Origin of the sequence: Nemorincola caseinilytica (genome assembly GCF_039540515.1) — a bacterium.
Taxonomy (GTDB): domain Bacteria; phylum Bacteroidota; class Bacteroidia; order Chitinophagales; family Chitinophagaceae; genus Nemorincola; species Nemorincola caseinilytica.
Window position 1 is genome coordinate 63747 of sequence record NZ_BAABFA010000007.1, and the last position, 26951, is coordinate 90697.

The following is a 26951-nucleotide window of genomic DNA, read 5'->3' on the forward strand; positions in this document are numbered from 1 at the left end:
ATTAATGTGTCATGGTGGGTATCATGGGGCGGCCTACCAATTGCTTGCCGGGCCAGGGTATCATAGCCATGAATATGACCAGCGCCAGGAAAGAGCACCAGAAAAGGCGTTTGAACTTGCGATCGTCATCGATATTGCGCTTGGTAACGCTGTAGCCCACATGCACCAGCAGTATGGCCAGCACCATGGCCACTGCATGCTCTACTCCATAAAAACGGCGATAGGTATCCTTCATGAGGCCGGGCGCGCTGAGAACACCACCACCTATTACCTTGTAATAGTAAAGCAGGCCACCTATGAGCAGCTGCAGATCGCAGAAGATGAGCAGCAGCAGAGCCATCTGTTTGTTCACCTTCTTGAACTTCCTTTTGCCCAGCATACCTACAATGCTTTGCAGCACTACAATGACGGCAAAGAAAAGTATGAAGTAGCGAAGAATGCTATGCAGGTAATTGAAGCTATCCAGATAGGCTAACATCGGGTATGGTTTTTTGCTAAGATAGGACGTAATTCGAATAAAAAAATGCGCCTAGCATACTATTAACATCTGCCCGGTACACAGGGCGGCTTTGACCGATGCATAAAGCGATCACCACCAACCCATGCGGTCGCGAAGCTGCTGTATATGCCCGGTATGGTGCCTGCTGTGCCATACATAGAGGGCTATGAGCTCCCATATAGGGAAGGTACGCTGGTGCTGTGGGTGAAAGTAGGTACGCTCCATATCGGCAGGAGAGAGGCGCTCCAGCACGGCCACCAGGCGGCGGTGTATGGTGTGCAGCATGGTCACCGATACATTCACAGGTACGGCCTCCACATCGGGCAGTGTGGCCCAGGCGTTCTCGTCATAGGGCGCCACGGTGGGGTTGTCTTCGGTAAGGGCCAGCTTCAGGCGTATATAGGCATTGAGGTGGCTATCGGCCACATGGTGCACTACCTGCTGAATGGTCCACCCGCCGGGGCGGTATGGCGTATGCAGCTGCTGCTCGTCCAGGTTCTCTATGCAGGCATCCATCCATGATGGCAGGGCACGCAGCACGCCCAGCCATTCGGGCAGTTGCGCGGCATCGAATGCTGCCGGCTTTTCGTAGCGGCCTATGGGGTACCTGAGCTGTTCCAGTTCGTTGTCTGTCATTTTTTATAGGTCTTTTTGTAAAAATTCACTTCGGCCTCGGTAGGCTTGTAGCATTTCTTATTGCGCGAAAAACGGTTGCGGTGTGTAAAGTATTCGTCCAGTATATCGCCGCCATTGGTGCATACCACCAGTACATCGGGCTCGGCATAGCGCAGCTTTTCCTCGTAGAGCGTTGCATAGTCGTCCATGCAGCACGATATGTTGCCGGCATTCACTATCTCTATACCGGGAAAGCGCGCCTGCAGGCGATAGGTGATGGTATACTCATCATCGAGGAAAGGGTTGAATATGCGCGAGTCTCCCATGAACACTATGCGCTGGCGGGTCTTGGGAAAGGAGAGCTCGTTGTCCATGCGCAGCCCCTGCTTGCTGAGGTGCAGGCGGTAAGGTGTCTTGTCGCCTCCATGCGGCAGGTCGTTCACATTGTCTATACCGGTATTGTCTTTCGTAGCATCGCCAAAGGTGGCAGGCCGCTGTGCCGAGCCATATGTGGTAGGGCTGCGGTAGCCGCTGTACTCGGCGAGGATGTTGGCTATCTGCCCCGCAGCGAAGGATGTACCCTGTTTGGACCAGTTGCCATACATAGGCGTATTGATGCCATCATCGCTAGAGGACCATTCTGCTATGGCGGGTGTTATGTTCTGCACATCTACCTTGGCATTGGTACATATCTGCAGTATGTAAGGTATGCCATAGGTATTGGCCTGCGTAGCATACTTGCCTACCTCGGGCGTCATCACCAGCACCAGCAGGCGCACCTCATCTCGGGTGGTAGCGGCCTTCAGGGCATTAAGGTGGTTCGTGTAGCGTTGCTGCAACTGAAAGTATACCTGGCTGGCGGGCATATCCAGCAGTATCTCTTCCTGGGGCACCTTCGGATAATCCTCTACCATAGATGTGCGGCCTATCTTCTGCGCCAGCTCATTTATCTGCTCTGCAGGCTTGCGCCCGCCACAGGCCATGCATGCGAGCAGGCAAAAGATGATGGGGAATTTCAGTTGTATGCTATCTATGATCATAGGCATGACAAATATCGTGCGGTGGCGGCAACATTTAAAATTAAGCCCGAAAACAGCAAATATAATATCGCACAAAAAGCACCGGCCCCGCACTTGCGGGGCCGGTATAATTAATATTTAGCAAAAGCCGTTACTTACCCGAAGACCTGGGTTTGGCATTCACTTGTTTTTCCAACTCTTCTATTTCTTTCACAGACCTGCTGTTGGGGTCTATGGCCAGTATCTTCTCTTTATAGAGCTTCAGGTTCTCCTTGTCCTTGGTGTTGAAGTAGTAGTACATCATGTACTCGTAGGCGCTCTTCAGGTCGTTCTTCTTTTCGTAGTTGGGCCCCACTTTCTCCAGCCATTTCTGGTAGTAAGGGATGGCGCCGCCTGTAGTGGCCTCAGAGTCTATGGCCGAGGCCACACGGCCCTGCCAGTAGTAGGCCGATGGCTGCGTAGCACCATGTTTTGCCTCGAACTCGTTGGCAGCTATCATACCATTGCCCAGGTCTTTGCAGTAGTAGTACATGATCACACGCCATACATAGTCTGCCGCCTGCGCATCGGGGTTGGCCTTTACGAGGTTGCTGTACCACTCTGCCGACTTGCAGTAGTTCTTCTTTGCCTTGAAGGCCTCGGCCACATCGCGGTATACATCGGTCTTATTACGCGCGGTATCACCGCTTATGCCCTTCATATAGTAGTGGCCTGCAGAGTCGGTCATATCCAGCTTCAGAAAGAGTTTACCGTACTCTATGTATGCACCCGGCAGGATCTTTGCGGGATCTTGCACCGCGAAATACTTGCGCAGGTTATTGAGGGCGGCCAGGGAGTCGCCGCAGTTGATCTGCGAGAAGCCCAGTATACCTGTAAGCTCGTTCACACGGGTAGGATCGGGCTGGCCCTGTAGCAGCTTCTGCGCCTGTGTGGCAGCATCGCAATAGCTCTGTGCCTGGTAGAGGGCGCGCGTATATTCCAGCTGATCTTCGAAGGTATTGTCGGAATGCGAGAGGTATTCCTGCAGGTTCTGCAGGGCCTGCTTGTACTTGCCCGAGCGCGAGTAGGCATTGGACAGCGCCTTGTAAGGCAGCGGGTTGTTCACATCGGCCTCCTTTGCGCGGCCATAGTTGTCCAGCGCGCTCTGGTAGTTGCGGGCATCGTACCACAGGTCGCCTATGCGGGAGAAGGCCAGCGAGTTCGTCTTGTCCTTTTCTATAACGGCCTCATAGTTGTTCATGGCCTCGCCACCACCGCCCGATATTTTGCGCATGGCATCGCCCAAGCCTATCTGCAGCTCGCTTTTGTCGCCGCTGTTCTTGGCAATGGCATCTTTGTACCATGCTATGGCCTGGTTTATGTCGCCACCCTCGGTATAGGTGATGGCATCGGCGGCATATTTCTGCGGCATCCAGTCCTTTTTCTTGGCTTTTGCGGCCAGTTCCTTTGCCATGGCATTACCACGGGCTATATCCTTGTTGGCGAATGCGAAGCGTACCATGCCCGACATATTGGCCAGATCCTCGGGATATTTTCCGAATATGGCCTGTGCCTGCTGCAGGTTGCCCTCTTCCAGGTAGGAGAGGCCCAGGTAATAGTTGGCAAGGGGGTCTTTTTCGGCCAGGGGAGCCAGTACGCTCTCTGCCGACTTGTACTTCTTATAATAATACATTTTTATGCCATTCTTTACAGTGGCATCCTGCGCTATGGCGCCGAAGCCAAAGCCTGCAAATGCAAGCATCATTACTACTTTTTTCATGTTGTACTTCATTCTGCTTTTATTATGATAAAATATTACTCTTTTAGTTCTTTATCGCTGCTTCCCGTATCACCATCTCTGACCTGACGGGGAACATGTGCGCATGGAAGAATATCAACTGCCCGCGCTGCCCTGCTATAAAGTTTGCAAAACCCGTGCCAAGACCCGGATAGCTCTCGGAGTTGATGTAGTATATACTGCGCGTAAGCGGGTACGACCTGAGCGCTATATATGCCTGGTAGGGCTGCAGGAACTCTCCTGTCTTCTCGTTCTTTATGGCCGCTATCTTTACCCTGTTGATAAAGGCACCTGTATTGTTAGGGTCTACTGTATCGCTCACATAGCCCAGGCCTACGAAGCCTATGGCGCCGGGGTTCTTCTCTACATAGTCTACCACCTCTTTATTGCCTTTTGCAGCGTATACGTTCTTGCCCAGCGGGGCGCCCTTCAGCACGGAATCTATGATGAACCGTACGGTACTGGAGCCCTGGTCGTCGAACACGACGGTATATTTCTTAGAGCTTTGCCCGGTGAGTATGCCCTGCAGGGTAGGCATATCCAGCATGGTATCGGGCGAGGCATTGTTCAGCACCACGGCTATGCCATCGCGGGCCAGCTTCAGTGTGGTGGGGAATATCTTCGACTGTTCGCAAACGGCCTTCTCCTGTGCAGAGAGCTCGCGCGTGACCAGTATAAGGCGTGCCTTTCTGGCAAAGTAATCTTTGAAGCACTCGGACTCCGGCTTGTAATGGATATGCACTTTGGCCTCGGGGAAACTGCTATCGAACACTGTACCCTGCAGCTCCATCACCGGCCTGAAGGTCTCATCGACAGAGATATCTATCTCGCCCTTGCCTAGCGTGTCGGGGTGCTTGGGCCTGTCATCGCACGAGGCGAGCAGGAACATACACAGACACAGCGACCACGACCATTCTCTAAAGATCCACATAAGGAACGCAATTTTACTTAATAAATTTTAAAGGGTGGCAGGCGATATATCTGCTGTAACAATAATTTAACAGGTGCAAATATACCTCAACAAAGCTGCCTTTAAAAGACCGCAGCAGGCAAAAATACCTGTATTACCGGGCCTGTCAGCGGCGGGGACGGCCACCTGCACCCCGGCGGCGCGACATAGCGGTGATGCCCCTATATATACGGAACGCGCCATACAATACCAGTATCGTGCCCAGTGCATAGGCAGTGCCTGCGGGCAGCTCTACCGTACCAAAATACCGCAGGCTGAACACGGCTATACCCATGATGATGTATATGGCGCCCATTGCTATATCAAGGCTGGTGCGAAAGGCGCTGTAGGTGCTGCTCTGCTCCATACGCTCGTCGATATTCATATCTAAAGGTGTTTTGTGCGAAATTAATATATAGTTATAGATACAGGGGCCGTAGGTTTCCATAAGGGGCTGTAATATTTTTTCCCGGGCACTATGTGCGCATCGGGCCTGCTTATCAATAATGGTCGCAACATGGGTACAACACACATGATATCTGAATGATACATTTGGTTCAAAACTGTCATTATTCACTTTTTTAAATACATTTGTGCGATATTGAACATCTTGTTAAGAACGCCCCTTGTGAAGAAGATATATACCACCCTGCTGTTTTTACTGCTTGCCTGTGCATCGTACGGGCAGTTCTCTAACTGGATACGGACCTACAATTATCCCATTTACAGAACGGCGGTTACCTTCAGCAATCCGCTATCTATGAACAAGGCAGGAGGTGGTGTAGAGCACAGGCTGGGCAATGTAAGCTATATGTTCTCGTCCTACCTGTATTATAGCGCCTACCCGGGCCTGATGTACGACCTGGAGCTACGCAAATATGCCCGCAAGCACTACAGGCACAGGACCCGTACTAAGTGGACCTACCAGAACTTTGGCTATGTACGGCCTCTTATAGTGGGCATAGCGGGCTTTGACAGCGACAAGCTGGACATAGTAGGGTATACGAAGAACATATACTGGTACGAGAAGGGCTATATAGGCGCATCGGCAGGCTGGGGCCGCAGGTATACCCGAGGCATGTTCTTCTGGACCATAAAGGCCGGTGCACGGTATATATCTTTTGCCGCTGCGGAAGACCCCATAGAGTCCGAGGCCGCACAGTATTACAAGCTGTTCTATGCCACAGGGCCGGGCTCGGTGTTCGAGCTGAACTTCCACTTCGGTATACAGTACTAGGCCACGGCCGAAATATCCACAAAAACATGGGTCATACCCGGCCAAATGTTTAATATAGCTACCTTCATGCTACGCGCCTGTACAGCAGGCTTTTATTTACCATGAGTGCAAGAACACCCATCAGCGAGGACATGTTCCAGGAGCGCTACAGCAAGCTGAACGACCGCCAGCGCGAGGCCGTAGATACCATATATGGCACCGTAATGGTGATAGCAGGCCCCGGTACAGGCAAAACAGAGGTACTGGCCATGCGCATAGCGGCCCTGCTGCGCAGCGAGGCGCAGGTGCAGCCACAGGAGATACTGTGCCTCACCTATACCGACGAGGCCACCAACTCTATGCGGCGCAGGCTGCTGCAGGTGATAGGCAATGCAGCACACAAGGTGAACATCCACACCTTTCACGGGTTCTGCAACATGGTGATACAGAGCAATGGCGAATACTTCAGCCGCAGGGAGCTGCAACCCATAAGCGACCTGGAACGCGCCGACCTGATGCACCAGATGCTGGAAGAGCTGCCGCAGGGCCACCTGCTGCGCAGGCTCAGCGGCGATATATACTATGACACAGGCAAGCTGGGCCGCCTCTTCGATATGATGAAGCGCGAGCACCTGACACCCGAGCACATATCGGCCGCGATAGACGAATACCTGGCAAGCCTGCCGCAAAGAGAGGACTATGTGTACAAACGGGCATCGAAGGGATACCAGAAGGGCGACCTGAAACAGGACAAGATAGACGAGGAGACCCGCAAAATGGAGAGCACACGCGCAGCGGCCATGCTCTTCCATACCTATACACGCATGATGAAGGAGGCCGGGCGCTACGACTTCAACGATATGATACTATGGGTACTGGAGGCATTCAATACCCATACATGGCTGCTGCAAAGTTACCAGGAGCGTTACCAGTTCATACTGGTGGACGAGTTCCAGGACACGAACGGGGCGCAGAACGAACTGCTCACCATGCTATCGGCATACTGGGAGAACCCCAACCTTTTTGTAGTGGGCGATGACGACCAGAGCATATACGAGTTCCAGGGGGCGCGCATACGCAACATAACCGACCTGTATGAGCGCCATCGCGACGATATAAAGGTGATAGTGCTGCCGCACAACTACCGCTCATCGCAGGCGGTGATAGACCGCGCCATAGCCACCATCAACAACAACCGCCAGCGGCTTATAAACCAACTGCACGCCCTGCAACTGAATAAGAACATAATAGCGGCCAACGACCGCTTTCGCGATGGCAAGGACACAGTAACACCCGTGATAAGGGAATACCCCAACCTGCTGCAGGAAGAGGCCGATGTTGTGATGCAGATAGAGGCACTGCAGCAAAAGGGCGTACCCCTGCGCGAGATAGCCGTACTATATGCCCAGCACAAGCAGGCCGAGAACATAATAGCCCTGATGGAGCGCAAAGGGTTGCTCTTTAACGTAAAGAAGAAGGTGAACGTGATGGACCTGCCGCTGACCGCACAGGTGCTGAACGTACTGCGCTACCTGGATGCAGAGCGCAGGAAGAAATTCGATGGCGAGGAGCTGCTGTTCGAGATAATGCATGCGCCCTACTTTGGTATAGACCCCAACGATATAGCCATGCTGGCCCTCTACATGCAGCAGAGCCGCAAGGAGACCGGGCCACTGAAATGGCGGCTGCTGTTATCGAACCCGCTGCTCATAGAGTCTCTGGGGCTGGCATCGGCAAAGGCCATGCACCGGCTGGGCAATGCGCTGGACGACTGGGAACGACAGCAACTGGCACTGCCACTGCCCCTGCTGGTAGAGAAGATAGTGCATGAGAGCGGCATAGTGGCCTACCTCCTCACCACTACCGACCATGTGTGGGCGCTACAGGCGCTGAACACCCTCTTCAGCTTTGTAAAAGAGACATGGGCGCGCGAGCCGCGCATACGCCCCCGCACCTTCCTGGAGATAGTGGACCGCATGGAAAGCGAGAAGATATCGGTAGACCTGGAGCGGGTGATACAGAGCGACAACGGTGTGTACTTCTATACCGCGCACAGCTCTAAGGGCAATGAGTTCGAACATGTGTTCCTGGTGGGGTGTACAAAAGCCTACTGGGAAAAGAAGCAGGGTGGCCGCGGCGACTACAAGATGCCCGAGACCATAACGGCTACAGAGGATGACATGGACAGCAGCTATAAGGAAGAGGTGGCCCGCCGCCTCTTCTATGTAGCGCTTACGAGGGCCAAGAAACACCTGCATGTATCGTATGCCCTGCAGGACAATACAGGCAAACCGCTGGAGCATTCGGCATTCATAGACGAGATAAGCACCAGCGAAGAACGCGAACAGTACAAGGTGCCGCAGGAGACCATAATACGGCACCTGGAGTGGGCCATGCAGCCCATACCGGAGGTACGCATAAAAATAGCCAATGCAGAGTGGATAGAGAAAGTGCTGCAGCAGTTCGCGATGAGCGCTACGCAACTGGCCAAGTTCCTGCGGTGCCCGCTGGAATTCTACTACGAGACCATACTTCGTGTACCCACGCAGCGCAAAGAGGTATTTGCCTATGGCATAGCCATACACTATGCACTGGAGCGCATGTATATAGAGATGAAGAAGGCCAATGGTGTATGGCCCACGAAGGAAGAAGTGCAGAACGCTTTCAGATCGGAGCTGTTCCGCGAGAGCAGCGGCATGAGCACGGTACAATATGAAAGAAGGCTGGAAATGGGCCTCGACCAGGTATCGGCATACTACGACCACTATATAGATAAGCTGCATAAGGAAGTAGAGGTAGAGCTGAAGGTGCCCCGCTACTACCTGGATGGTGTACCCATAACGGGCAAGATAGACAGGATAGAACTATATGGCGATGGCTGCATAGTGGTAGACTACAAGACGGGCGACCCCGACCAATCGGCAGCGGCCAACCTGGCGCCACCCAATGAGAAAGCCCCGATGGGCGGCGACTACTGGCGCCAGATGGTGTTCTACAAGCTGCTGCTGGAGAACTATGAGGACCGCAGCTGGCTGGTGAAGAGCGGCATATTCGACTATGTGCAGCGCACGAAGAGCGGCGATCATAAACAATATGTGGTGCCCATGTTCAAACAGGATGAGGATATAGTGCGTGCGCAGCTAAAGGATGCCTATGGCCGCATCATGAACCATGAGTTCGACAGGGGCTGTGGCAAGGAGGAATGCCATTGGTGCAACTTCGCACGCAGGTATGAGCTCATACGCCGCGATGATGAGCCCGAGATGGATGATGAATAAGCGATAGAGGTACATACATCTATCCTGTTCGGCACACATTTTATGCACATGCCACGAAACCCGCTGTGGACGGGCCTTTCATTAACTCTTTGTTATCGCGGGGGTATTATTGAGAACTTGCCTCTATGGCATCGCTTACGGCCAATATCAGCCCGTAGGGCAATACCGGCGCATCTTCGCCGCCTGCTACATCGTACCTGCCCAGGGCGCTCCATACCATATAAAAACGCGGAAACCCCTTGATATTCACCTCGTAGTGCATACCGTTCTTCCGCAATTGCGGCACTATGACGGCTAGCATGGGTCTCTTATCGTGTATTATCTGTGCGGTAAAACTGACAGCCATGCCTCAAAAGTACTCTAATTACCGCCTGTTAAACTGCCCTCACAGATATTATTAAAATGAAAATTAGTATACAATACCAACTTTTTCAATGCTTTTTACGTCTTATTAATCAGCATGGCTTTCTGGAAGAGATCGTCCATAAGTTTAAAACCTACTAAACTTTTTATTTAAAAAATTAAAAACTAACTATCATGAACATTGGCGCGGCTATTAAATCGATAAGGAAGAAATTATCGATAACGCAGTATGAACTTGCCGAAAAATGTGAGCTGTCACAGACATCACTTTCGCAGATAGAGACCGGCATCAAACGCCCCAGTCAGCGTACTATCACGAAGGTGTGTACGGTACTCGACATTCCCGAATCCATTATCTACATAGTGGCCATGCAGGAGTCGGACGTTCCGGCAAGCAAGAGAGGAGTTTATGAGCTGGTGTACCCTTCCATCAAAAGCCTGGCGCTGCAGATGGTAAGCTCGGAGCACCTGGAGCTCGTAACGTCGAAAGACAACTGACACGAAGACAAATATCTTCATCCCACATCCCCATGAAAGATATGATACGATAGGTATATCCTCCCATCGTTAAAGAAGTAGACCAATTTCACTATGTCTGTGTGAGTGTTATCAAAGCTACCGTTTTCGGTAGCTTTTCTTTTTTGTGGCAATACCGCGTCGCATTTACCCTTTTACCACAAGGGGCACAAAGGGAATACACAATGAGCACAAAGAATTGTTGTGGATAAAGGACACAAGGCATGCATTTACGAGATCACCCCTATAGTACCGCTGCAAAAGTTGCAAGGCGATATTATGGGGGTGATGTGATCGAACTGGGTATCGGGCTGCTATTATCCCTGGTCCTTCATCTTTACCATGGTGAGGATGGTGGCTATGGCTACGGTCTCGCCTGTTTCGTCATACACATCTACCAGCCATTTCACTATGCCCTTGGCTATATCCTCGGGTGTTTTCTTTTCCTGCGCTATCTTTTCTTTTACCGTCAGACGCACGCCTATCGTCATGCCGGGGTATACGGGCTTGGTAAAGCGGCATTCGTCTATGCCATAGTTCAGCAGCACGGGGCCTTTTTTGGCATCTACAAAGAGGCCTGCGGCCTTTGATAGCACAAAGTAGCCATGCGCTACCCGGCCGGTGAAAATGGTACCCTCCAGCGAGGTAGCATCCATGTGGGCATAGAAGTTGTCGCCGCTCACATTGGCAAAGTTGGTGATGTCGGTCTCGCTCACGGTATGTTTGGCCGTGGTGAGCGTCTCACCTATCTGCAGGTCTTCGAAGTGCTTCTTGAAGGGGTGTACATCGGTCTCGTGCTGTTTACCGCCCTGCTGGTACACATTGGTGATGCGGCCTATGGTAGTGGGCGAGCCCTGTATGGCAGTGCGCTGCAGGTAGTGCATCACACCGCGCTTGCCACCCATCTCCTCGCCACCGCCTGCGCGGCCGGGGCCACCATGCACCAGTAGCGGCATAGGCGAGCCGTGACCTGTGCTTTCCTTGGCACAGTCGTTGTTCAGCACCAGTATGCGGCCATGCATGCTGGCAGCGCCCAGCACTATCTCGCGGGCTATATCGTCATCGGCGGTCACTACAGAGCATACCAGCGAGCCCATACCCATGCGGGCAAGGGTGATGGCATCGTCGGTAGTATCGTACGGTATGATAGTAGACACCGGGCCGAACGCCTCTATATTGTGGCAGTCGGTATTGGTGAAGGGATCTGTATTGAGGAATATGAGCGGCGGCAGGAAGGCGCCCTTTTCCTTGTCGGCACCCAGTACCTCGAAGTTGTCGGGGTTGCCTATCACTATGCTTTGTGTCCTTGCCAGTTGCTGCACCTTCTCGCGCACCTCGTTGCGCTGGCTGATGCCCGCCAGGGGGCCCATGCGCACTTCCTTAATAGATGGATCGCCCATTACGTTCGTCTGCAGGCGTTTGCCCAGGGCTATCTGCACATCCTCTACCCTGTCGGCAGGTACTATTATACGGCGTATGGCCGTACACTTCTGCCCGGCCTTGGTAGTGATCTCGCGTACCACTTCCTTTATGAATATGTCGAACTCGGGCATGCCGGGCTGTACATCCGTGCCCAGTATGCAGCAGTTGAGCGAGTCGGCCTCCATATTGAAGGGTACGGCCTCAGAGAGTATACGCGGATGCGACTTCAGCATACGGCCCGTAGATGCCGAGCCGGTGAAGGTGACCACATCCTGCGTTTCTATATTGTCCAGTATGCCACGGGCAGAGCCGCATATGAGCTGCAGCGAGCCCTCGGGCAGTATACCCGACCTGATGATCTCCCTGAACACGACCTCCGTAAGGTAGGATGTGAGGGTAGCGGGCTTTACTATGGCAGGTACACCGGCCAGCAGGTTCACCGCTATCTTCTCCAGCATACCCCATACCGGGAAGTTGAAAGCATTGATGTGTATGGCCACACCCTCGCGTGGCACCATTATGTGGTGACCTATAAAGGTATTGTTCTTCGAAAGTTTTGCGGCATCGCCATCTACATAGAAGCGCTCGTCGGGGAACTGGCGGCGCAGGCTGGCGTAGGTGAAGAGATTGCCGATACCGCCCTCTATATCCACCCAGGAGTCGGCGCGGGTGGCACCTGTATAGGCGCTGATGGTGTAGAAATATTCCTTGCGTTCCAGCAGGTGCATGGCCAGCGCCTTCAGCATAAGGCCGCGCTGCTGAAAGGTGAGCTTGCGCAGTGCAGGCCCGCCCACCTTGCGGGCATACTGCATCATGGCCCCGAAGTCCAGGCCCTGGCTGCCTGCGGTATATATGGCATCGCCGGTCACGGCATTGTATAGCGTTTCGCCCTCAGCGGCGCTGCTTACCCATTTGCCTTCGGCATAGTTCTCCAGTTTTGTCAGTGACATATCTCTCTGTTATTAAGGGTGGTAAAGTTAATGCGATAATGCATAATGCGGGTGTAGGCGAATAGTTAAAGGGGCAATTCGTTAAAAGGTCAAAAAGTTAAAAAGGGCCGGAGGAGGTGCCTTGAGGATATTTCAGTGACATTTGCCACCTTTACAGCCTGCGATGCAATACCTGTGGCAACATATAAGCAATATCATAGAAGCATATAAGGGCGATGTGCCGCTGACGCACTTCCTGAAGGCATATACCAAACAATACCCTATACTGGGCAGCCGCGACAGGCGTATGCTGGGCATGCTAGCCTATAGCTGGTACAGGTGCAGCAAGGGGCTTGTACGGGATGGTGATCCTACCTTCCAGCAGCGTATGCGCGAGTGCCTGGTGCTGTGCAATGCTTACACACCCCTATTCGACAAGATGTTCTCCCTGGTAGCGCCAATAGATGTGCCGGTGGGGTTCGATAAAGAGCTGCTTTTCCCGCACGACATACCACTATCGGAGGGAATAACAAGGGGTGAGTGGCTGGCAGCCATGCAGGTGCAGCCGCGGCTGTTCATCCGTATTCGCAGGGATAAGGACGGTATACTGGCGCTGCTGGATGGCAAGGATATCTCTTATGAGTTCATTACCCCTACCTGCCTAGCCCTGCCCAATGGCGCTGCCATAGACACCCTGCTGCCCGCAGAGAGCTATGTGGTGCAGGATGCATCGTCGCAGGCTACGGGAGCGTATATGAGGCCCATGGCGGGAGAGCGGTGGTACGACTGCTGCTCCGGCGCAGGTGGGAAATCGCTGCTGCTGCGCGATCTTTGCCCGGGTATAGACCTTACAGTATCGGACAAGCGCCGAAGTATACTCGACAACCTGGAGGCACGTTTCCGGCAATATGGCCTAAGGCAACCCACCGTAATTGTGGCCGATGCCGCTGACAGGCAGCAGGTAGATGCACTGGCAAAGGGCCACCCCTTCGATAATATACTGGCCGACGTACCCTGCTCTGGCAGCGGCACCTGGGCACGCACGCCTGAGCAGCTATACTACTTCGACCCAGCGGCCGTGGCCCGGTTCTCGCAGCTACAGCAGGCCATAGCCACCAATGTGGCGCGGTATGTGAAAAAAGGTGGGCGGCTGGTATACATCACCTGTTCGGTCTTCAGGCAGGAGAACGAAGATGTGGTAAAGGCCATTACCGGGGCCACACCGCTGCGTGTAGCAGAGATGCGCCTGATAAACGGCATAGCCACAGGCGCCGATAGTATGTTCGTAGCCGTACTGCAATAGCGGATATGCGACGGTCCTTGCTTATTTTTGAGAACAGCATATGCAGTTAAGCCTTCATCATATAGTTCCACACCACCTGCGCGAGCGGCTGGCCAACCAACCATCGGATGTATGGGGTAAGGAACTTGTGCTGCAGGGAGGCGCGGTATTCGTACAGGCGCCATCGGGCGCGGGTAAGACCACCCTGATGCACATACTCTACGGCCTGCGTACCGACCATGATGGCACACTACAGTGGGATGCCCTGCAGCCATCGAAGACAGATGATGCGACACTATCCCGCCTGCGGGCCACTGATGTTAGCATCGTCTTCCAGGACCTGCGGCTTTTCCCCGCCCTTACTGCATGGGAGAACATAGCGGTGAAGATGCACCTGGCCACTGCCGCCACTGAGCAGGATGTACTGCAATGGATGCAACGGCTAGGCATTTACCACAAAAAAGATGCACCGGCCGCTACCCTGTCTTATGGCGAGCAGCAGAGGGTAGCTATCGTAAGGGCGCTGGTACAGCCCTTCAAGTGGCTGCTGCTGGATGAGCCCTTCAGCCACCTGGACAGCGCCAACCGCCAGCAGGCAATAGCCCTTGTGGCCGATGTGGTACGCCAGCGCAATGCAGGCATGATACTGGCCGACCTGGATGAGAACAATTATTTTCCTTACCAACAAACACTGCGACTGTGACAGAGGCCGCAAAAAATATAATAGCCGGTACGCTGCAGCCAAATGGCCGCAGGCGGGTGGTAGCGGCGGCGGCGGTATTGTTCGTGGGTACTACGCTGCTGCTGCTGAGCATACTGGCCTGGACCGACCTGACGCATATGCTGGGCGGCAGGCAGGAGCAGCAGGGGCAAAGCAGCTATGTGGTGATAGGCAAGCAGGTAACAGAGCAGAGCATGGGCAGGGAGCCTGCATCATTTAGCGCACAGGAAATAAAGGACATAGCCCACGCGCCACAGGTACAGGACGTGGGCGCTATAGTGCCTGCGAGGTTCCCGGTATATGCAACCATAGGGGGCAGGCTGGCCATGGCCACAGACCTGCCCGTGGCCGCTGTGCCAGACAGGTTCATAGACAGCCTGCCCGACAGGTGGAACTGGCAGCCCGGCGACCGTGCCCTGCCGGTGATACTGTCCTCGCAGTTCCTGGATATCTATAATTATGTTTTTGCACCGGGGCAGAGGCTCCCGCAGCTCTCGCGCACATCGGTAAGGGCGGTGGCGCTACGGTTGCAGGCGGGACATGAGAACCCACTTGTGCTGTCGGCATATGTGGCCGGTTTCTCCGACCGTATCAATTCGCTGCTGGTGCCTATGTCGTTCATAGAGTATGGCAATGATGCGTTTGCCGGAGGCGGACAGAACACGACCTCGCAACTGATACTGAGGGTGAACGACCCATCGGACGGGGCATTCAACACATACCTGCAGCAGCACGGCTATACCACCGATCCGCAGAACCTGCGATGGAGCAGGATGCGCACTATAGTGCAGGCCGTGGCATCGGCCACAGGCGTGTTCGCACTGCTGCTTATGGGTATCAGCACACTGGTGTTCATGCTCTTTGCCGAGCTTACGGTGGCCCGTTCGCAGGCCTCGCTGGTGCTGCTGCGGCAACTGGGCTATAGTGCTGCTGTGCTACGCCGGGCCATACTGATGCGTTTTCTGCCTATGGCCGCCACGGCCATGGCTCTATCGGTGGTGGTGTGCTGCGGTATACAGGTGGGTATAGCTCACATAATAGGCGAGAGCGGCCTGCACCTGCCAATGGTGCCGGGCTGGCAATACTGGGCAGCCTTTGCTACAAGCTCTTTGCTATTGTGGCTACTGCTGGCAAGGGCCGTGCGTAGGGCTATACGTTAATGTGTACTTGTGTTGCTTGTGGAATTTTCGCTGTTCGGGTCTGTATCGGTAGATGTTTGCTCCGGGCCGGCAGTATCAGCAGGTACATCCATTCCACTCTCACCCGGATGGTCTGTAGCAGTATCCGGTTCATCGCTGGCTATACCGGCCTGGTAATAATCTCTCCTGAACCGCCTGATATAAAGCACATTGACGACCAGCCCTGCAATGATGAACCACTGCGCTATGGAGCTTATAGTGAGGCTGACAAAGAATTTCTGTATCACCGACAGCGGCACCAGTTGCGCATATTCTTCATAATATTCCCTGTTGGTGATGAGGAAAGGAAGCGCCACAGCATAGAACAATACGGTGAACACGATGTTGAAATAATGGAAGGGCAGCGTGTTGTTGTCGCCCGGCCAGAAATACTGCTTTATGGAAATAACAGCCGTTATGAAGACGGCCAGGTTCAGGAACGACACTATACCTGCCCGTAGCTGTATCTGGCCGTACAATATCAGTTGCGCACCATGGGCGCAATACGGCAACAGCACCATCAGCGCGGCAAATAACAGGAGGGTCTCAGCTTTTGCGGTTTTTTTTATTGGCATCGTGCCTTGCAAAATTATCGCATGCGATCCTCTTTCGCCCGGCGTTAGCAGATCATTAGCGAACCGTTAGCGTATCGCGAACATCTTTCATTTCTAAGCATCAGTCTTTCAGCGCCTTCTCCCATTTGCACATGGCTACTGTGGCCACGCTATTGCCTACTACATTGGTGGCAGAGCGGCCCATATCCAGCAGTGGGTCTATGCCCAGCAGCAGGGCCAGCCCGGCCTCGGGTATCTTGAAGGTGGCCAGTGTACCTGCTATCACCACCAGCGATGCGCGGGGTACACCTGCTATGCCCTTGCTCGTTATCATCAGCACCAGCAACATGCTCAGCTGCGTACCTACATCCAGGTGTATGCCATAGCACTGCGCTATGAAGATGGAAGCAAAGGACATATACATCATAGAGCCATCGAGGTTGAAGGAATAACCGAGCGGCAGCACGAAACTCACTATCTTATTGTCGCAGCCAAAGCGCTCCAGCTCCAGCATCAGGCGGGGGAAGGCCGCCTCGCTGCTGCTGGTAGAAAAAGCCACCAGCACGGGGTCCTTTATATGGCCCAGCAGCTTGCCGGTGCGCCTGCCTACCACCAGCCAGCACGCACCCAGCAATATGGTGAGCAGCAGGAAGAGGCCCAGGTAGAACTCGCCTATGAAGAGCGAATAGGTACTGAGGATGCCCAGTCCCTGCCGCCCTATAACGGCGGCCATAGCGCCCAGCACGGCAAAGGGCGCGAAGTTCATGATGTAGGCCGTCATCTTGAGGATGATATGCGAGAGGGAATCGAGCACAGTGACCACTATAGCGCCCTTCTCGCCTATGGCGGCCGTAGCTATACCAAAGAATATGGAGAACACCACTACCTGCAGTATCTCGTTCTTTGCCATGGCATCTATGACGCTGGTGGGGAAGATGTGGCTTATGAAATCCTTCAGTGTAAGGGCCGCATGTGCTACCACACCCTCCGTGGCGTCGGGCAGGGGCAGGTGCATGGTGGTGCCGGGTGCAAAGAAGTTGACCAGCAGCATACCCAGCAGCAGGCTCACAAAGGCAAAGAATATGAACCACAACAGTGTTTTGCCACCTATACGCCCTACCGATGCTATGCTGCCCTGTTTGGCCACGCCTACCACCAATGTGCTGAACACCAGCGGCGCAATGATCATCTTCACCATACGGAGGAAGATGTCGGCCAGCAGCGAGAAGGGCTGCAGTACACTCTCCTTCGTTTCGGCGGGGCTGCCATCCAGGTAGTTGTTCAGCAGGGCGCCTATGCCTATGCCTGCCACCATGGCCAGCAGTATATACAGGGTGATACGGTTCTTGCGGGGAGGAGTATGCGCTATCTCTGCCATATTATGTCGTTAAGCGGTATCTGTACCGCACAAGATACGCCAATAGTGTCTAATTGGTCATTCGCCTCGTTCGGGCCGTGTCCATATGTCCCAGCTTGCCTCGGCCTGCAGTACCAGCATCTCGAAGCCGTTCTTGGTCACTGCGCCCCTTTCCCTGCCATTGGCCAGGAATTGCGTCTCTTCGGGGTTGTAGATGAGGTCGTACAGCAGGTGCTGGTCGCCTATGCTATCGTAGGGTATGGGTGGTGCAGCGGCCACATCGGGGTACATGCCCAGCGGTGTGGTATTGATGATGAGCTTATGGGCATCTATGATGGCCGGTGTGAGGGTGGTATACCCTATGGTCTGCCGCGAGCCATCGCGCGATACCACACTGTATGGTATGCCCAACTGCGTGAGCACATAGCGCACCGCCTTCGATGCGCCGCCATTGCCCAGTATCAGCGCCATATTATGCTGCGGCCGCAGCAGGGGTATCAGGCTTTGCTCAAAGCCTGTGACATCGGTATTGTAGCCCTTCCTGTAGCCATCCTTTATAGATATGCAGTTGCACGCCCCGGTCACGGCCACCATCTCGTCTATCTCGTGCAGGTGCGGCAGCACACTCTCCTTGTAAGGGATAGTGACATTGAGGCCGCTTATATGCGGATGCGCAGCCAGCAGGCCGGGCAGCTCTGCTATATCGGCAATGGGGTATGCCTCGTACAGGCAGGCAATTTGCATTTCGGCGAATTTTTTCCGGAAATACGCAGGAGAAAAAGAGTGCGAAAGCGGGTATCCTATCAGGCCGTAGTGCAAAATATCGTCTGTTGTGGTGTTGCCATGTCACCGCATTGTACGGTAGCCCCACAAATGTGAGAGATCCGCATTAAAAACGAACAGAGGCGGTCTGTATGTATTCCACAGGCATTTAACATAGCAGCTATTCGGGCATGTTGTGCATTTGTTATTTTTGATGCATGGAGCTCATCAAAAAACTGCGACTGGATACCACCGAACCCCTTTGGATAGTAGATGCGCCCACCGATGTGGACAGCATACTGCCCAGTGTGGCGCTATCTGCACGGCCCGGCAGAACAAAGCCAGTAAAGCAACTGATGCTCTTTGCCCGCGACAGCGCCCACTTATGCGCGCAGCTACCTGTACTGGCGCCCTACATAGGCCATGATACCCTCTTCTGGATATGCTACCCTAAGCAGACGGGCTCCATGGCTTCGGACCTGATAAAGATGGCCGCATGGGAGGCGGTGTTCGCCGCGGGATACAGGGGGCAAACATCGGTATCGGTGAACGATGACTGGACGGGTATGCGCTTTACGAATGCGCCCCGCAAAAAGCCCTCGCAGGCAGGGCTGCCGCCAGAGGAGCGAAAGGTGGAGGGCATAGACTTTGTACGCCGCACTGTGCAGCTACCTGCTGATGCACTGGCCGTGCTATCGCAGCACAAAGGTGTGGTAGCGGCGTTCGAAGCGATGTCGTTCAGTCATAAGAAAGAATATGTGATGGCCATAACCGAGGCCAAAAAGCCCGAGACCCGCGCAAGCCGTATAGAAAAAATGGTGCCCATGATACAGAAGATAATGGCGGAAAAGGAATTGAAACAAAAAGCGAGGACAAAGCGCTGATCAGCGCGATAGTACGAAGGCGCCCTGCTCTGCCACTGCATGCATGGCTATGCCGCAGGCATTGCACTCATTGCCCAACTGGGCCAGTTGCCTCCGCGAGAAACGGTTGGTGACCACAATGACCGATGGCGAGAAAACCTGCGATAGTTTTTTCACGTCCGTAAGCGAGGGGTCGTTCAGTACCAGGTAATCTACAGGGAAGGAGCCATTGATAGCGGGTGGCTCATCCAGTATCAGCAGGGTCTTGCCACCTATGCAGCACACTTCCTTTTTACCCGATGCACGCTCTTCCCATGCGTTCCACCCGGTATGGGCGGCATCGGTGGTATAGGTCACATCGGGCAGGCGGGCAGTATCGGCGCCTATCACCGAATAGCTTTCGCCCTCGGCCACCTCGGCATGAAAGGCACGGGGCATATTATACACCACCAGCCTTCGCTGGTGCAGGGTGTCCCACTGGCGTATACACAGACTGGCCATGAGCAGGCATGCAGCGCCTACAGATGCGAACAGGGCAGGCTTGTAACGGCGCAGCAGGAAGTAGGCCATATCGGCAACGGCGCTGTAGAGGATGATGGTCTCTATGGCAGAGAGCGAAATGTGGCGGAAGGACAACGGCCCTATGTTCTGCATGGCCGATACCGCCGCGCTGAAGATATCGGTAAGGTGCTGTATGACGATGGCTATAGAGCCCGATATGGCAGGTATGCCGCTGAATGCCAGCATCACCATACCCTGCATGAGCACTATGCTCATGAAGAGGTAGGCCGCGGCATTGGCCACTATGAACATGACGGGGAACGAATGGAAGTAGTAGATGACCAGGGGCGCTATGAGGATCTCTGCCGCTATGCTCATGGCTATGACGTTCCACAGCTTGGCAGGCAGCGAATAGATGCGCCGGGTGAGGAACCGTACCGCACCCTTGCCCACGCCGGGCGATGCCCGTACCGGCGCCCATGCATGCACATGGCGATAGAACAGTATGATGGACAGCACCGCGCAGAACGACAACTGGAAACCTATGGACAGCAGCCATGCGGGCTCTGCACACAGCAGCACGAAGGCCGTGGCAAAAAGCTCGTTCAGGTTGTTGCTGCCACGCCTGATGATGATGCCAAAGGACAACAGCGAGAACATGGCCGCCGCACGCACGGCCGATGGCTGCGCCCCTGCCGCCAGCACATAGAACCATACTATGGGCATGGCCACCGCATACTTTATCCATGTATAGCGCTTGTGCTTCAGCCAGCCCAGCAGGGTAGAAATGACTATGAAGAACACAGCCACATTGCCGCCCGATATGGCTATGATATGTACTATGCCTGTTTCGGCATAGGCATGCTGCAGGTCTTTGTCCAGGTTCACCTCGTCGCCCATCAGCATGGCCTGCAGCAGGCCGCGGGCCTTGTGCGTGCCCAGGTACCTGTCCAGCTGGGCCATACACCAGTCGTGCATCCTTTCTGTGGCGGCGGCCATTTTTTTATTGTTGGCAGCGTAGAGGCGCACCTCGGCAGGGGTACACCATTGCGTATGCCGTATGTTGTTTCGTGCGCAGTAGGCAGCATAGCTGAACTCGAACGGGTTGCCCGCATCCTTTATCGGTTCCCATCTGCCCGGCAGCAGCAGCGTATCGCCCTTGTGCAGCATAAGGGGCACATCGGTCTTGCGTACATATACAAAGGCATTGCCGGCCACATTGGTCACTTTCTGCGGATCTATAGACGCTATGATGCGCACGGTGAGCTTCCAGGTGTTCTCCTTCTCCTGCGGGGCAGCGCTGACGAAGGCCATGTAGGTATCCGAAGGCCGTATGTCGCGCCCGAACCAGTTGTAGCGGCTGCGCACATCGTTATACCCCGAAATGGATATGCCTGCGGCAAAGAGCGCGATATGTGCCAGCAGGAATGTACCCTGTGTTCTACTGACACCAAGGCACACCATGTATACCAGGGTGATGCCCATTGCCACCCATGCAAAGAGCGGCACCTGCCATTCGGCCATCAGCGGGCTATAGTAGTAGAGTATGCCCAGCGCGAACGGGGCAAGGATGCGAAAGAAGGGAGCCGCCTCCCAGAAGTAGGCTTTATTGACAGGCCATCGGTCCATGCAGGTAGTACCGGTTGATAATGTAAATATAAATAATATTTTACATTTTTATCGCATTAAAAATATATTGAAATTTCTATGAATGCCACTGTTTTGTTCACATATGGTTCGCAGTGGCAATGTAAGGGTATATGAACGCAGAAGATCTGGTATTTATACTAAACTTTGAAAGAGGACCATACTGAACTTTGTACATCTTCTCTTGCGAAAAAAAGCATTGGAAGTATACCCACCCTATAATGAACGAGCGACAGATACCGGATCGCTCGTTCGTTTTTTTATGATCAGTAACTCACGAACCGGCCTGTATACGTTGCCGATCCAGATGCAATGTAGTGGTACAGGTATACCCCGGCCGGAAAGTTGTCCTTTATCCGTGCAGTAGCAACTGCATATTCCTTTATCAGCCGGCCTGCCATATCATATACCTGCAATGTACCGCCTGTGTTTGCCGCAGGCAGCAGGAATGTGATATCGCCATTGCCCGATGCGGCCACTGAGATACCGGGGGCGGCATTGCCCATACTGCCTACAACGGTAGGAACGGGGCCTACATGTATGGTATCGGTACGGGTGGCGCTCATGCACTCGTTCGATACCGTGAGCGATACCGTATATATACCTGCTGCGGTATAGCCATGCGATGGTGAGGGCGATGTGGATGTGCCACCATCGCCAAAGTTCCACGAATAGCTATCGGCCCGCTGCGAGGTATTGGTGAAAGAGAACGTCATGCTGCCCGTCCATGTATGCGCATAACCTGCGTATGGATAGTGGCCTGTGCCCTGCCACTGCGAGATGCTGTCCAGCACTACCCTATCTGCCACGCGCTGCAAATTTGCAGCTACAGCCGCCGTGAGCCCACCCAAGTAAGTACACCCCTGCGCACTACGGTGGAATATGGAAGTATAGAACACACATGCCTGCAGGTAAGAACCTGCTATGGACGGGTGTGACTCATCGGCCTGGTAGAGGTCTATGGCGGGGAAGCTGTCTATCACCATCTTCCATGCTGCGCCCATAGGGGCGATGGATGCATGGTTGTCCTGCGCCATTTGCATATAGCTTTCGCGCAGCCTGTTCTGCATACCTATATAGGTACATACCACGGGATAGGATGGGCAGTTCATGGCATCGCCGTTCTTGCGGCCCCACGTCTGCATGAACATGGTCTCTATGCAAGAGTCCTGCTCGTTGATGGCGCTATCGAGCCAGCGGGCGTAGGGGTACACATCGGTAGCCACCTGTGCCGGCGGAAAGGAGGGCATCTGGCTTTGTTCCTGCAGCACTATGATGTCCCATGGCTGCGAAGAAATACCAGAAAGCGATGCGGCGAGGGTAGTATGCTGCTGAAAGGTATAGCCACCCGGCGCCGACATGGCATAGGTGAGGGTATCGCCCATGGCCGTAGCGAAGCTACTGAGCATATCGGGCATACTGTTGGTATAGGTATAGCTGTTGCCTATGAAGAAGACCTTGCGCTTGGTGGCAAAGGTGTGGCCATGAAGAACTATGGCCGCCAGCAAAAAGAGTAATTTGCCCGTGCGGGCCGAAGGGAGTTTATAAGTGATCATGACGCAAAGGTAGCCTATTCCTCACGTTCGGCCTTGGCCTTCCACTCGGCGGCCTTGGCGGGGTTGCGTTCGGTACCCGTACCGAATTCGTAGAAGGTGGCCAGCATGCCCATGGCATCCTTGTCGCCCTTCATAGCGGCCTTTTGTATCCAGGTAAAGGCTTTCACATCATTGCGCTTTATATCGCCCAGGCCCTTGTAGTAGATGAAACCCACCCAGAAACAGCCACCGGGATTGCCCCGCTCTGCCGAGCGCATGGCCCAGTCCAGCCCGGTGCGGTAGTCGTTGCCGCTGGCATTGGGCATATTGACGTATATGTTGGCTATCACCGACATCATCTCATCATCATTGGTCTTTATGGCCGTTTTTATGAACCATTCCAGCAGGCGTGCTTTCTGCTCTGCGTTCAGGTCGCCCGAGTTGTAGAGCGTCAGCAGGTTGTTGGTAGAGAAGTTGCGGCGCACACCTGTATAGCCGCCTGTCTCACGGTCGCGTATCAGGTATTCCATGCCCTTGCCGGCATCTTTGGCCACGCCTACGCCTATGATGTAGAAGCCACCCATATAGAAGGCGGCATCCGGCATATCCTTATCGGCCATTTTGCGCATCCATGCGGCCACGGCGGTCTTGTTCACCCCGCTACATTCGTCCTTCATCACCGTTACGCCCACTGGTTTTATAGACATGGTATCGCCCGCATCGGCGGCCCGCATGTACCAGTCTATGGCCTTGCGGCAGTCGTTGCCCATATCGGCCTGCGCATAGTAATCGCCCAGGTAGCGCATGGCATCTACCTCGCCCGCCTCTGCCGCCTGTATGAACCAGTTGTAACCTGCGGTATGATCGGCAGGTACGCCATCGCCCTCCATGTAGCAGAAACCCAGCGCTATCATGGCATCGGCATCGCCCTTGCCTGCGGCTATCTTGTACCACTTTATGGCTTCGGCCATATTGGCCGGCACCCCATCGCCCGATTCGTACATCTCGCCCAGCTCGTAGGCTGCATCGGCGCTGCCCTTCAGGGCGGCCTTCTTGTACCAGCCCAGTGTTTTGACGGGGTCTTTCTTTATGCCCGTACCGCCCTCGTCATATATATCGGCCAGCAGCAGCATGGCGTCGGTATTGTCTTTGGCAGCGGCCTTCGTCAGCCATTGGCTGGCCGTGGTATAGTTCTTGGGTACACCCATGCCATAGTAATAGTAGCAGCCCACGTTGTACATGGCCGTTACATCACCCTTGGCGGCCTTGGCCCTTTCGGCAGTTACCTGTTTGGCATTGGGCGCCGAGGGGCGCTCTACCTGCGCGTAACTGTTGAAACCTATCGTTGCTAAAAGACAAATACCTATAAGAGACCTCATGATGGTAAAAATATAAAAGATCAGGCAAGCTTGCGGCGGCGCATGATGAACCAGAGCGCAGCATATGCCACAAGCCCCAGTATGGTCAGTAATGTTCCCTTGCCCAGGTAACGCAGGGAATATGTCATTTCTATGGTGTGTGTACCGGGCGCCAGCGATACACCCGTCATACCTGCGAACACTATATCCTTTTCCCTGGGTTTGCCGTCCACGCTCAGGTGCCAGCCCTCATCGTAAGGTACGGTGAGGTAGAGCATCTTGGCTGCGCCTACCGTTACCTTGCCGGTGATGCGGGTATCCTCTACTTTGGCATCTGCCATGCTGTCGTGGCCCAGCTCGTCCACATACTGCTTGTATATATCCAGGTTGAAGGCCATGGCAGGTATGGTATCGGCCAGGCGGAACTCCTGCATGCCCTGTACCGATGCCACCTTATCATCGGCCACCACACATGCGCGCAGCGATACGAAGTCCTTCTGCGTGGTAGAGAGGGTATTGAACGCGCTCTCCTTTATGTACCTGCTGTAGGCGTAGCCGAAGGGCAGCAGGTATTTGCTGCGGAACAGCCGCACATCGCCAAAAGTGCCTATGCTGTCGGCGGTAACGCGCCATATGGGCATGGCAAAACCTTTGTCCATCATATAGCGTACCCGGTTCTGCGACTCCAGTATGGGCCGGCCGGCAAGGCCGCGCGCCCAGCGGGAGTCCTGCTCGTTGTTCTTGTCCGATACGCCCATCAGTTGCAGGTAGCGTATATAATATAGCTGGTTGAAGGGGTTGTAGCCACTGGTGCCGTGGTAGTTCTGTGCCATACCATCGTTCAGCGAGTAGTGTATGGCGGGCGAGGAGCCATATGCCTTATCTACACGGTAAAAGGAATGATCTACTTTATTGATGGCATCGAGCGCGTCTATGGTATGATCGTTATAGCCCTTTTTCTGCGTCAGCTCTTCGGCGGTCACGGGGTCGCGGTCGTTCACCGATATAGAAGAGAAATAAATGACCTCGAACGCCAGTGCGGCCAGCAGCACATAGCGCAGGTATACCGGGCTGCCCTGCCTGCCTATGAAGAACAGCAGCGCACCATATACCAGCAGCATGAAGCATACGAAGGTGAGCAGGGCAGAGTTGATGAACTCGCCCTCTGGAAAGTAAGGATAGTTGAGCAGCAGGAACAGCACACCCAACGTAATGCCCAGGGTAAGCAGACTCACCCGCTGGTGACGGATGATGAGATCGAGCGCTACAAGGGCGTAATACATGAAAAAACCTGCTACTACTATAGAGTAGGCCCGGTAATAGTCGCCGGTAAAGAGCCAGAACGAATAGCGGAAGTAGGGGAAGAACACCGGTATGAGCCATATGAGCAGGAAAACGACGAAGAACAGGCGCTTCTTTTTCTCCAGCAGCGGGAATACCTGCGGCATCAGCAGCAGGCAGGGCAGGCCGCAGTAAAAGAGCGGGGCCTCTAATGTATTCTGCCAGCCCTTGTAACTACCGGCAGCGCCCAGCAGGTCGGTACAGAAGAGGCGCATAACGGCAGTGCCAAGCTGGAATTTATCTACCGCCTGGAACATGGGTACCGATGAGAGCGCCGATGCATAAGAGGTATTGCCGCTGCCACGGGGGCTTTCCAGCAGTTGCACTATGTTCTCCAGCAGCATGAAACCGCCAAGCAGCATACCTATGGCACCAAAACCTATCATCTGCACGAAGAGCACGGTGCCTGAGCGGAAGGTGTAGGTGCCCAACTGGTACATGCGCAGTATGGCATAACCTGCCAGGAAGAGGCCATAAACAAAGAGGTTGAACGGCTGCGATATGGCCAGCAGGAATATAGCTATGGGAAACAGCAGCCATTTGCCTTTGGATAGCAACTGCTCGAAGGCCAGCAGCAGCAGGGCCAGGTTGAAGGCCTCGAACGAGAAGAGCGCCCATGTGCCACCCATCACCATAAAGCCGCAGAAAGCGAAACATATGCTGCCTATGATGCAGGTATAGGCAGTGAAACCCACCGTGCGGAGGTAGTAGTAGAACACCCAGCCGCCCAGCACCACCTTGGCGAACTCTTTGAATATAGTAGCATATATAAGGTTCTTGGCCCCGGCCAGGTACATGAATATCTCGAAGGGGTCGCGCAGGCTGAAGGGATACATGCTCTGCCCCATAGCCCTGTTGAACGACCAGGAGGGTATCCCGTTCTGCGCGGCTACAGAGTATATGGTAGGATAGGTATAGTTATAGGTATCGCTGCCTATGTCTTTGAAAAAGAACACATGCTCCAGCGACAGGTAGTGGCGGTATACTATGAAGGCAATGACCGCCAGCAGGCCCAGCGCCACAAAAGCGGCCTTCTTGCCCAAGGTATCGAAAAGGTCGGCCACGGGGGTGGAATGCACATTAAAAGTTACCTTTGCCGCAGGCGTTTCCTGTATAGGGGGCGCCGGTTTGGCGGGGACATTTTGCTTTTTCTTGGCCGACACAGTAAATTTTTTATTATGATACTGCCAAAGTACAAAGAAGGCATCGATCTGACAACATACGCATGTAAAGGGTGCGTTATTTGTGTACCCGTCTGGCCATATTATG

The 26951-nt window shown here is 54.0% G+C and carries 22 protein-coding genes; 7 read left to right on the top strand and 15 right to left on the bottom strand.

What is annotated here, in order from left to right:
- Position 1: 1 nt before the first annotated feature.
- The 6 genes from ABD843_RS04295 to ABD843_RS04320 all read right to left on the bottom strand — a co-directional run bounded on the left by ABD843_RS04295 (position 2) and on the right by ABD843_RS04320 (position 5244).
- Positions 2 to 478 carry a hypothetical protein gene (locus tag ABD843_RS04295; RefSeq protein ID WP_345079039.1) on the bottom strand — a complete coding sequence of 159 codons (477 nt, stop codon included), beginning with the start codon at positions 476 to 478 and terminating at the stop codon, positions 2 to 4.
- A 111-nt stretch (positions 479 to 589) separates the two neighbouring features.
- Positions 590 to 1135 (bottom strand): YfiT family bacillithiol transferase, encoded by a 546-nt coding sequence (locus tag ABD843_RS04300; protein ID WP_345079042.1) that lies wholly within the window; start codon positions 1133 to 1135, stop codon positions 590 to 592.
- Positions 1132 to 2160, bottom strand: coding sequence for an SGNH/GDSL hydrolase family protein (locus ABD843_RS04305; protein ID WP_345079045.1), 1029 nt, complete (start codon positions 2158 to 2160; stop codon positions 1132 to 1134). The genes ABD843_RS04300 and ABD843_RS04305 overlap by 4 nt, the downstream gene beginning before the upstream one ends.
- 124 nt (positions 2161 to 2284) lie before the next feature.
- The gene (locus ABD843_RS04310; RefSeq protein WP_345079048.1) at positions 2285 to 3892 is read right to left on the bottom strand and encodes a tetratricopeptide repeat protein; all 1608 of its coding nucleotides are present in this window, start codon (positions 3890 to 3892) and stop codon (positions 2285 to 2287) included.
- A 43-nt stretch (positions 3893 to 3935) separates the two neighbouring features.
- Entirely contained in the window at positions 3936 to 4841 is a 906-nt protein-coding gene (locus tag ABD843_RS04315) for a PstS family phosphate ABC transporter substrate-binding protein (protein ID WP_345079051.1), read from the bottom strand.
- 145 nt (positions 4842 to 4986) lie between these two features.
- The gene (locus ABD843_RS04320; RefSeq protein WP_345079054.1) at positions 4987 to 5244 is read right to left on the bottom strand and encodes a hypothetical protein; all 258 of its coding nucleotides are present in this window, start codon (positions 5242 to 5244) and stop codon (positions 4987 to 4989) included.
- A gap of 243 nt (positions 5245 to 5487) precedes the next feature.
- On the opposite strand from ABD843_RS04320, the gene ABD843_RS04325 reads away from it, so the two are divergent.
- Both ABD843_RS04325 and ABD843_RS04330 read left to right on the top strand, forming a co-directional pair.
- Positions 5488 to 6096 carry a hypothetical protein gene (locus ABD843_RS04325; protein WP_345079057.1) on the top strand — a complete coding sequence of 203 codons (609 nt, stop codon included), beginning with the start codon at positions 5488 to 5490 and terminating at the stop codon, positions 6094 to 6096.
- 101 nt (positions 6097 to 6197) lie between these two features.
- The gene (locus ABD843_RS04330) at positions 6198 to 9353 is read left to right on the top strand and encodes an ATP-dependent helicase (RefSeq protein ID WP_345079060.1); all 3156 of its coding nucleotides are present in this window, start codon (positions 6198 to 6200) and stop codon (positions 9351 to 9353) included.
- Positions 9354 to 9459: 106 nt separating this feature from the next.
- Here the strand turns inward: ABD843_RS04330 and ABD843_RS04335 are convergent, their stop codons facing one another.
- Positions 9460 to 9699, bottom strand: coding sequence for a hypothetical protein (locus ABD843_RS04335; RefSeq protein ID WP_345079063.1), 240 nt, complete (start codon positions 9697 to 9699; stop codon positions 9460 to 9462).
- 191 nt (positions 9700 to 9890) lie between these two features.
- Here ABD843_RS04335 and ABD843_RS04340 point away from each other — a divergent pair, with 191 nt between their 5' ends.
- Positions 9891 to 10214, top strand: a complete 324-nt coding sequence (locus tag ABD843_RS04340; protein ID WP_345079066.1) for a helix-turn-helix domain-containing protein — start codon at positions 9891 to 9893, stop codon at positions 10212 to 10214.
- Between the two features lie 335 nt (positions 10215 to 10549).
- Here ABD843_RS04340 and paaZ read toward each other — a convergent pair whose 3' ends face one another.
- Positions 10550 to 12604, bottom strand: a complete 2055-nt coding sequence (gene paaZ / locus ABD843_RS04345; protein WP_345079069.1) for a phenylacetic acid degradation bifunctional protein PaaZ — start codon at positions 12602 to 12604, stop codon at positions 10550 to 10552.
- A gap of 163 nt (positions 12605 to 12767) precedes the next feature.
- On the opposite strand from paaZ, the gene ABD843_RS04350 reads away from it, so the two are divergent.
- Genes ABD843_RS04350 through ABD843_RS04360 form a run of 3 tightly spaced genes read left to right on the top strand, consistent with a single transcriptional unit; the run spans position 12768 to position 15746 of the window.
- A complete protein-coding gene (locus ABD843_RS04350) occupies positions 12768 to 13886 on the top strand; it encodes an RsmB/NOP family class I SAM-dependent RNA methyltransferase (protein ID WP_345079072.1) in 1119 nt (372 codons plus the stop codon).
- Positions 13887 to 13926: 40 nt separating this feature from the next.
- Positions 13927 to 14568, top strand: coding sequence for an ATP-binding cassette domain-containing protein (locus tag ABD843_RS04355; RefSeq protein WP_345079075.1), 642 nt, complete (start codon positions 13927 to 13929; stop codon positions 14566 to 14568).
- Positions 14565 to 15746, top strand: a complete 1182-nt coding sequence (locus ABD843_RS04360; RefSeq protein ID WP_345079078.1) for a hypothetical protein — start codon at positions 14565 to 14567, stop codon at positions 15744 to 15746. The genes ABD843_RS04355 and ABD843_RS04360 overlap by 4 nt, the downstream gene beginning before the upstream one ends.
- Here ABD843_RS04360 and ABD843_RS04365 read toward each other — a convergent pair.
- The 3 genes from ABD843_RS04365 to ABD843_RS04375 all read right to left on the bottom strand — a co-directional run bounded on the left by ABD843_RS04365 (position 15743) and on the right by ABD843_RS04375 (position 18494).
- Positions 15743 to 16339 (bottom strand): hypothetical protein, encoded by a 597-nt coding sequence (locus ABD843_RS04365; RefSeq protein WP_345079081.1) that lies wholly within the window; start codon positions 16337 to 16339, stop codon positions 15743 to 15745. The genes ABD843_RS04360 and ABD843_RS04365 overlap by 4 nt on opposite strands.
- Positions 16340 to 16439: 100 nt before the next feature.
- A complete protein-coding gene (locus ABD843_RS04370; protein ID WP_345079084.1) occupies positions 16440 to 17696 on the bottom strand; it encodes a dicarboxylate/amino acid:cation symporter in 1257 nt (418 codons plus the stop codon).
- Between the two features lie 57 nt (positions 17697 to 17753).
- On the bottom strand, positions 17754 to 18494 hold the full coding sequence (locus ABD843_RS04375) for a shikimate dehydrogenase family protein (RefSeq protein WP_345079087.1): 741 nt from the start codon (positions 18492 to 18494) through the stop codon (positions 17754 to 17756).
- A gap of 161 nt (positions 18495 to 18655) precedes the next feature.
- On the opposite strand from ABD843_RS04375, the gene ABD843_RS04380 reads away from it, so the two are divergent.
- Positions 18656 to 19321 (top strand): YdeI/OmpD-associated family protein, encoded by a 666-nt coding sequence (locus tag ABD843_RS04380; protein WP_345079090.1) that lies wholly within the window; start codon positions 18656 to 18658, stop codon positions 19319 to 19321.
- On the opposite strand, the gene ABD843_RS04385 is transcribed toward ABD843_RS04380, so the two are convergent.
- The 4 genes from ABD843_RS04385 to ABD843_RS04400 form a co-directional block, all read right to left on the bottom strand.
- Positions 19322 to 21430 (bottom strand): ComEC/Rec2 family competence protein, encoded by a 2109-nt coding sequence (locus ABD843_RS04385; RefSeq protein ID WP_345079093.1) that lies wholly within the window; start codon positions 21428 to 21430, stop codon positions 19322 to 19324.
- Positions 21431 to 21714: 284 nt separating this feature from the next.
- Positions 21715 to 23004 (bottom strand): PKD domain-containing protein, encoded by a 1290-nt coding sequence (locus ABD843_RS04390; protein WP_345079096.1) that lies wholly within the window; start codon positions 23002 to 23004, stop codon positions 21715 to 21717.
- A gap of 14 nt (positions 23005 to 23018) precedes the next feature.
- Positions 23019 to 24362 (bottom strand): tetratricopeptide repeat protein, encoded by a 1344-nt coding sequence (locus ABD843_RS04395; protein ID WP_345079099.1) that lies wholly within the window; start codon positions 24360 to 24362, stop codon positions 23019 to 23021.
- A 20-nt stretch (positions 24363 to 24382) separates the two neighbouring features.
- Complete coding sequence (locus ABD843_RS04400; protein WP_345079102.1) at positions 24383 to 26845, bottom strand: YfhO family protein; 2463 nt, start codon at positions 26843 to 26845, stop codon at positions 24383 to 24385.
- Positions 26846 to 26951 lie beyond the last annotated feature (106 nt).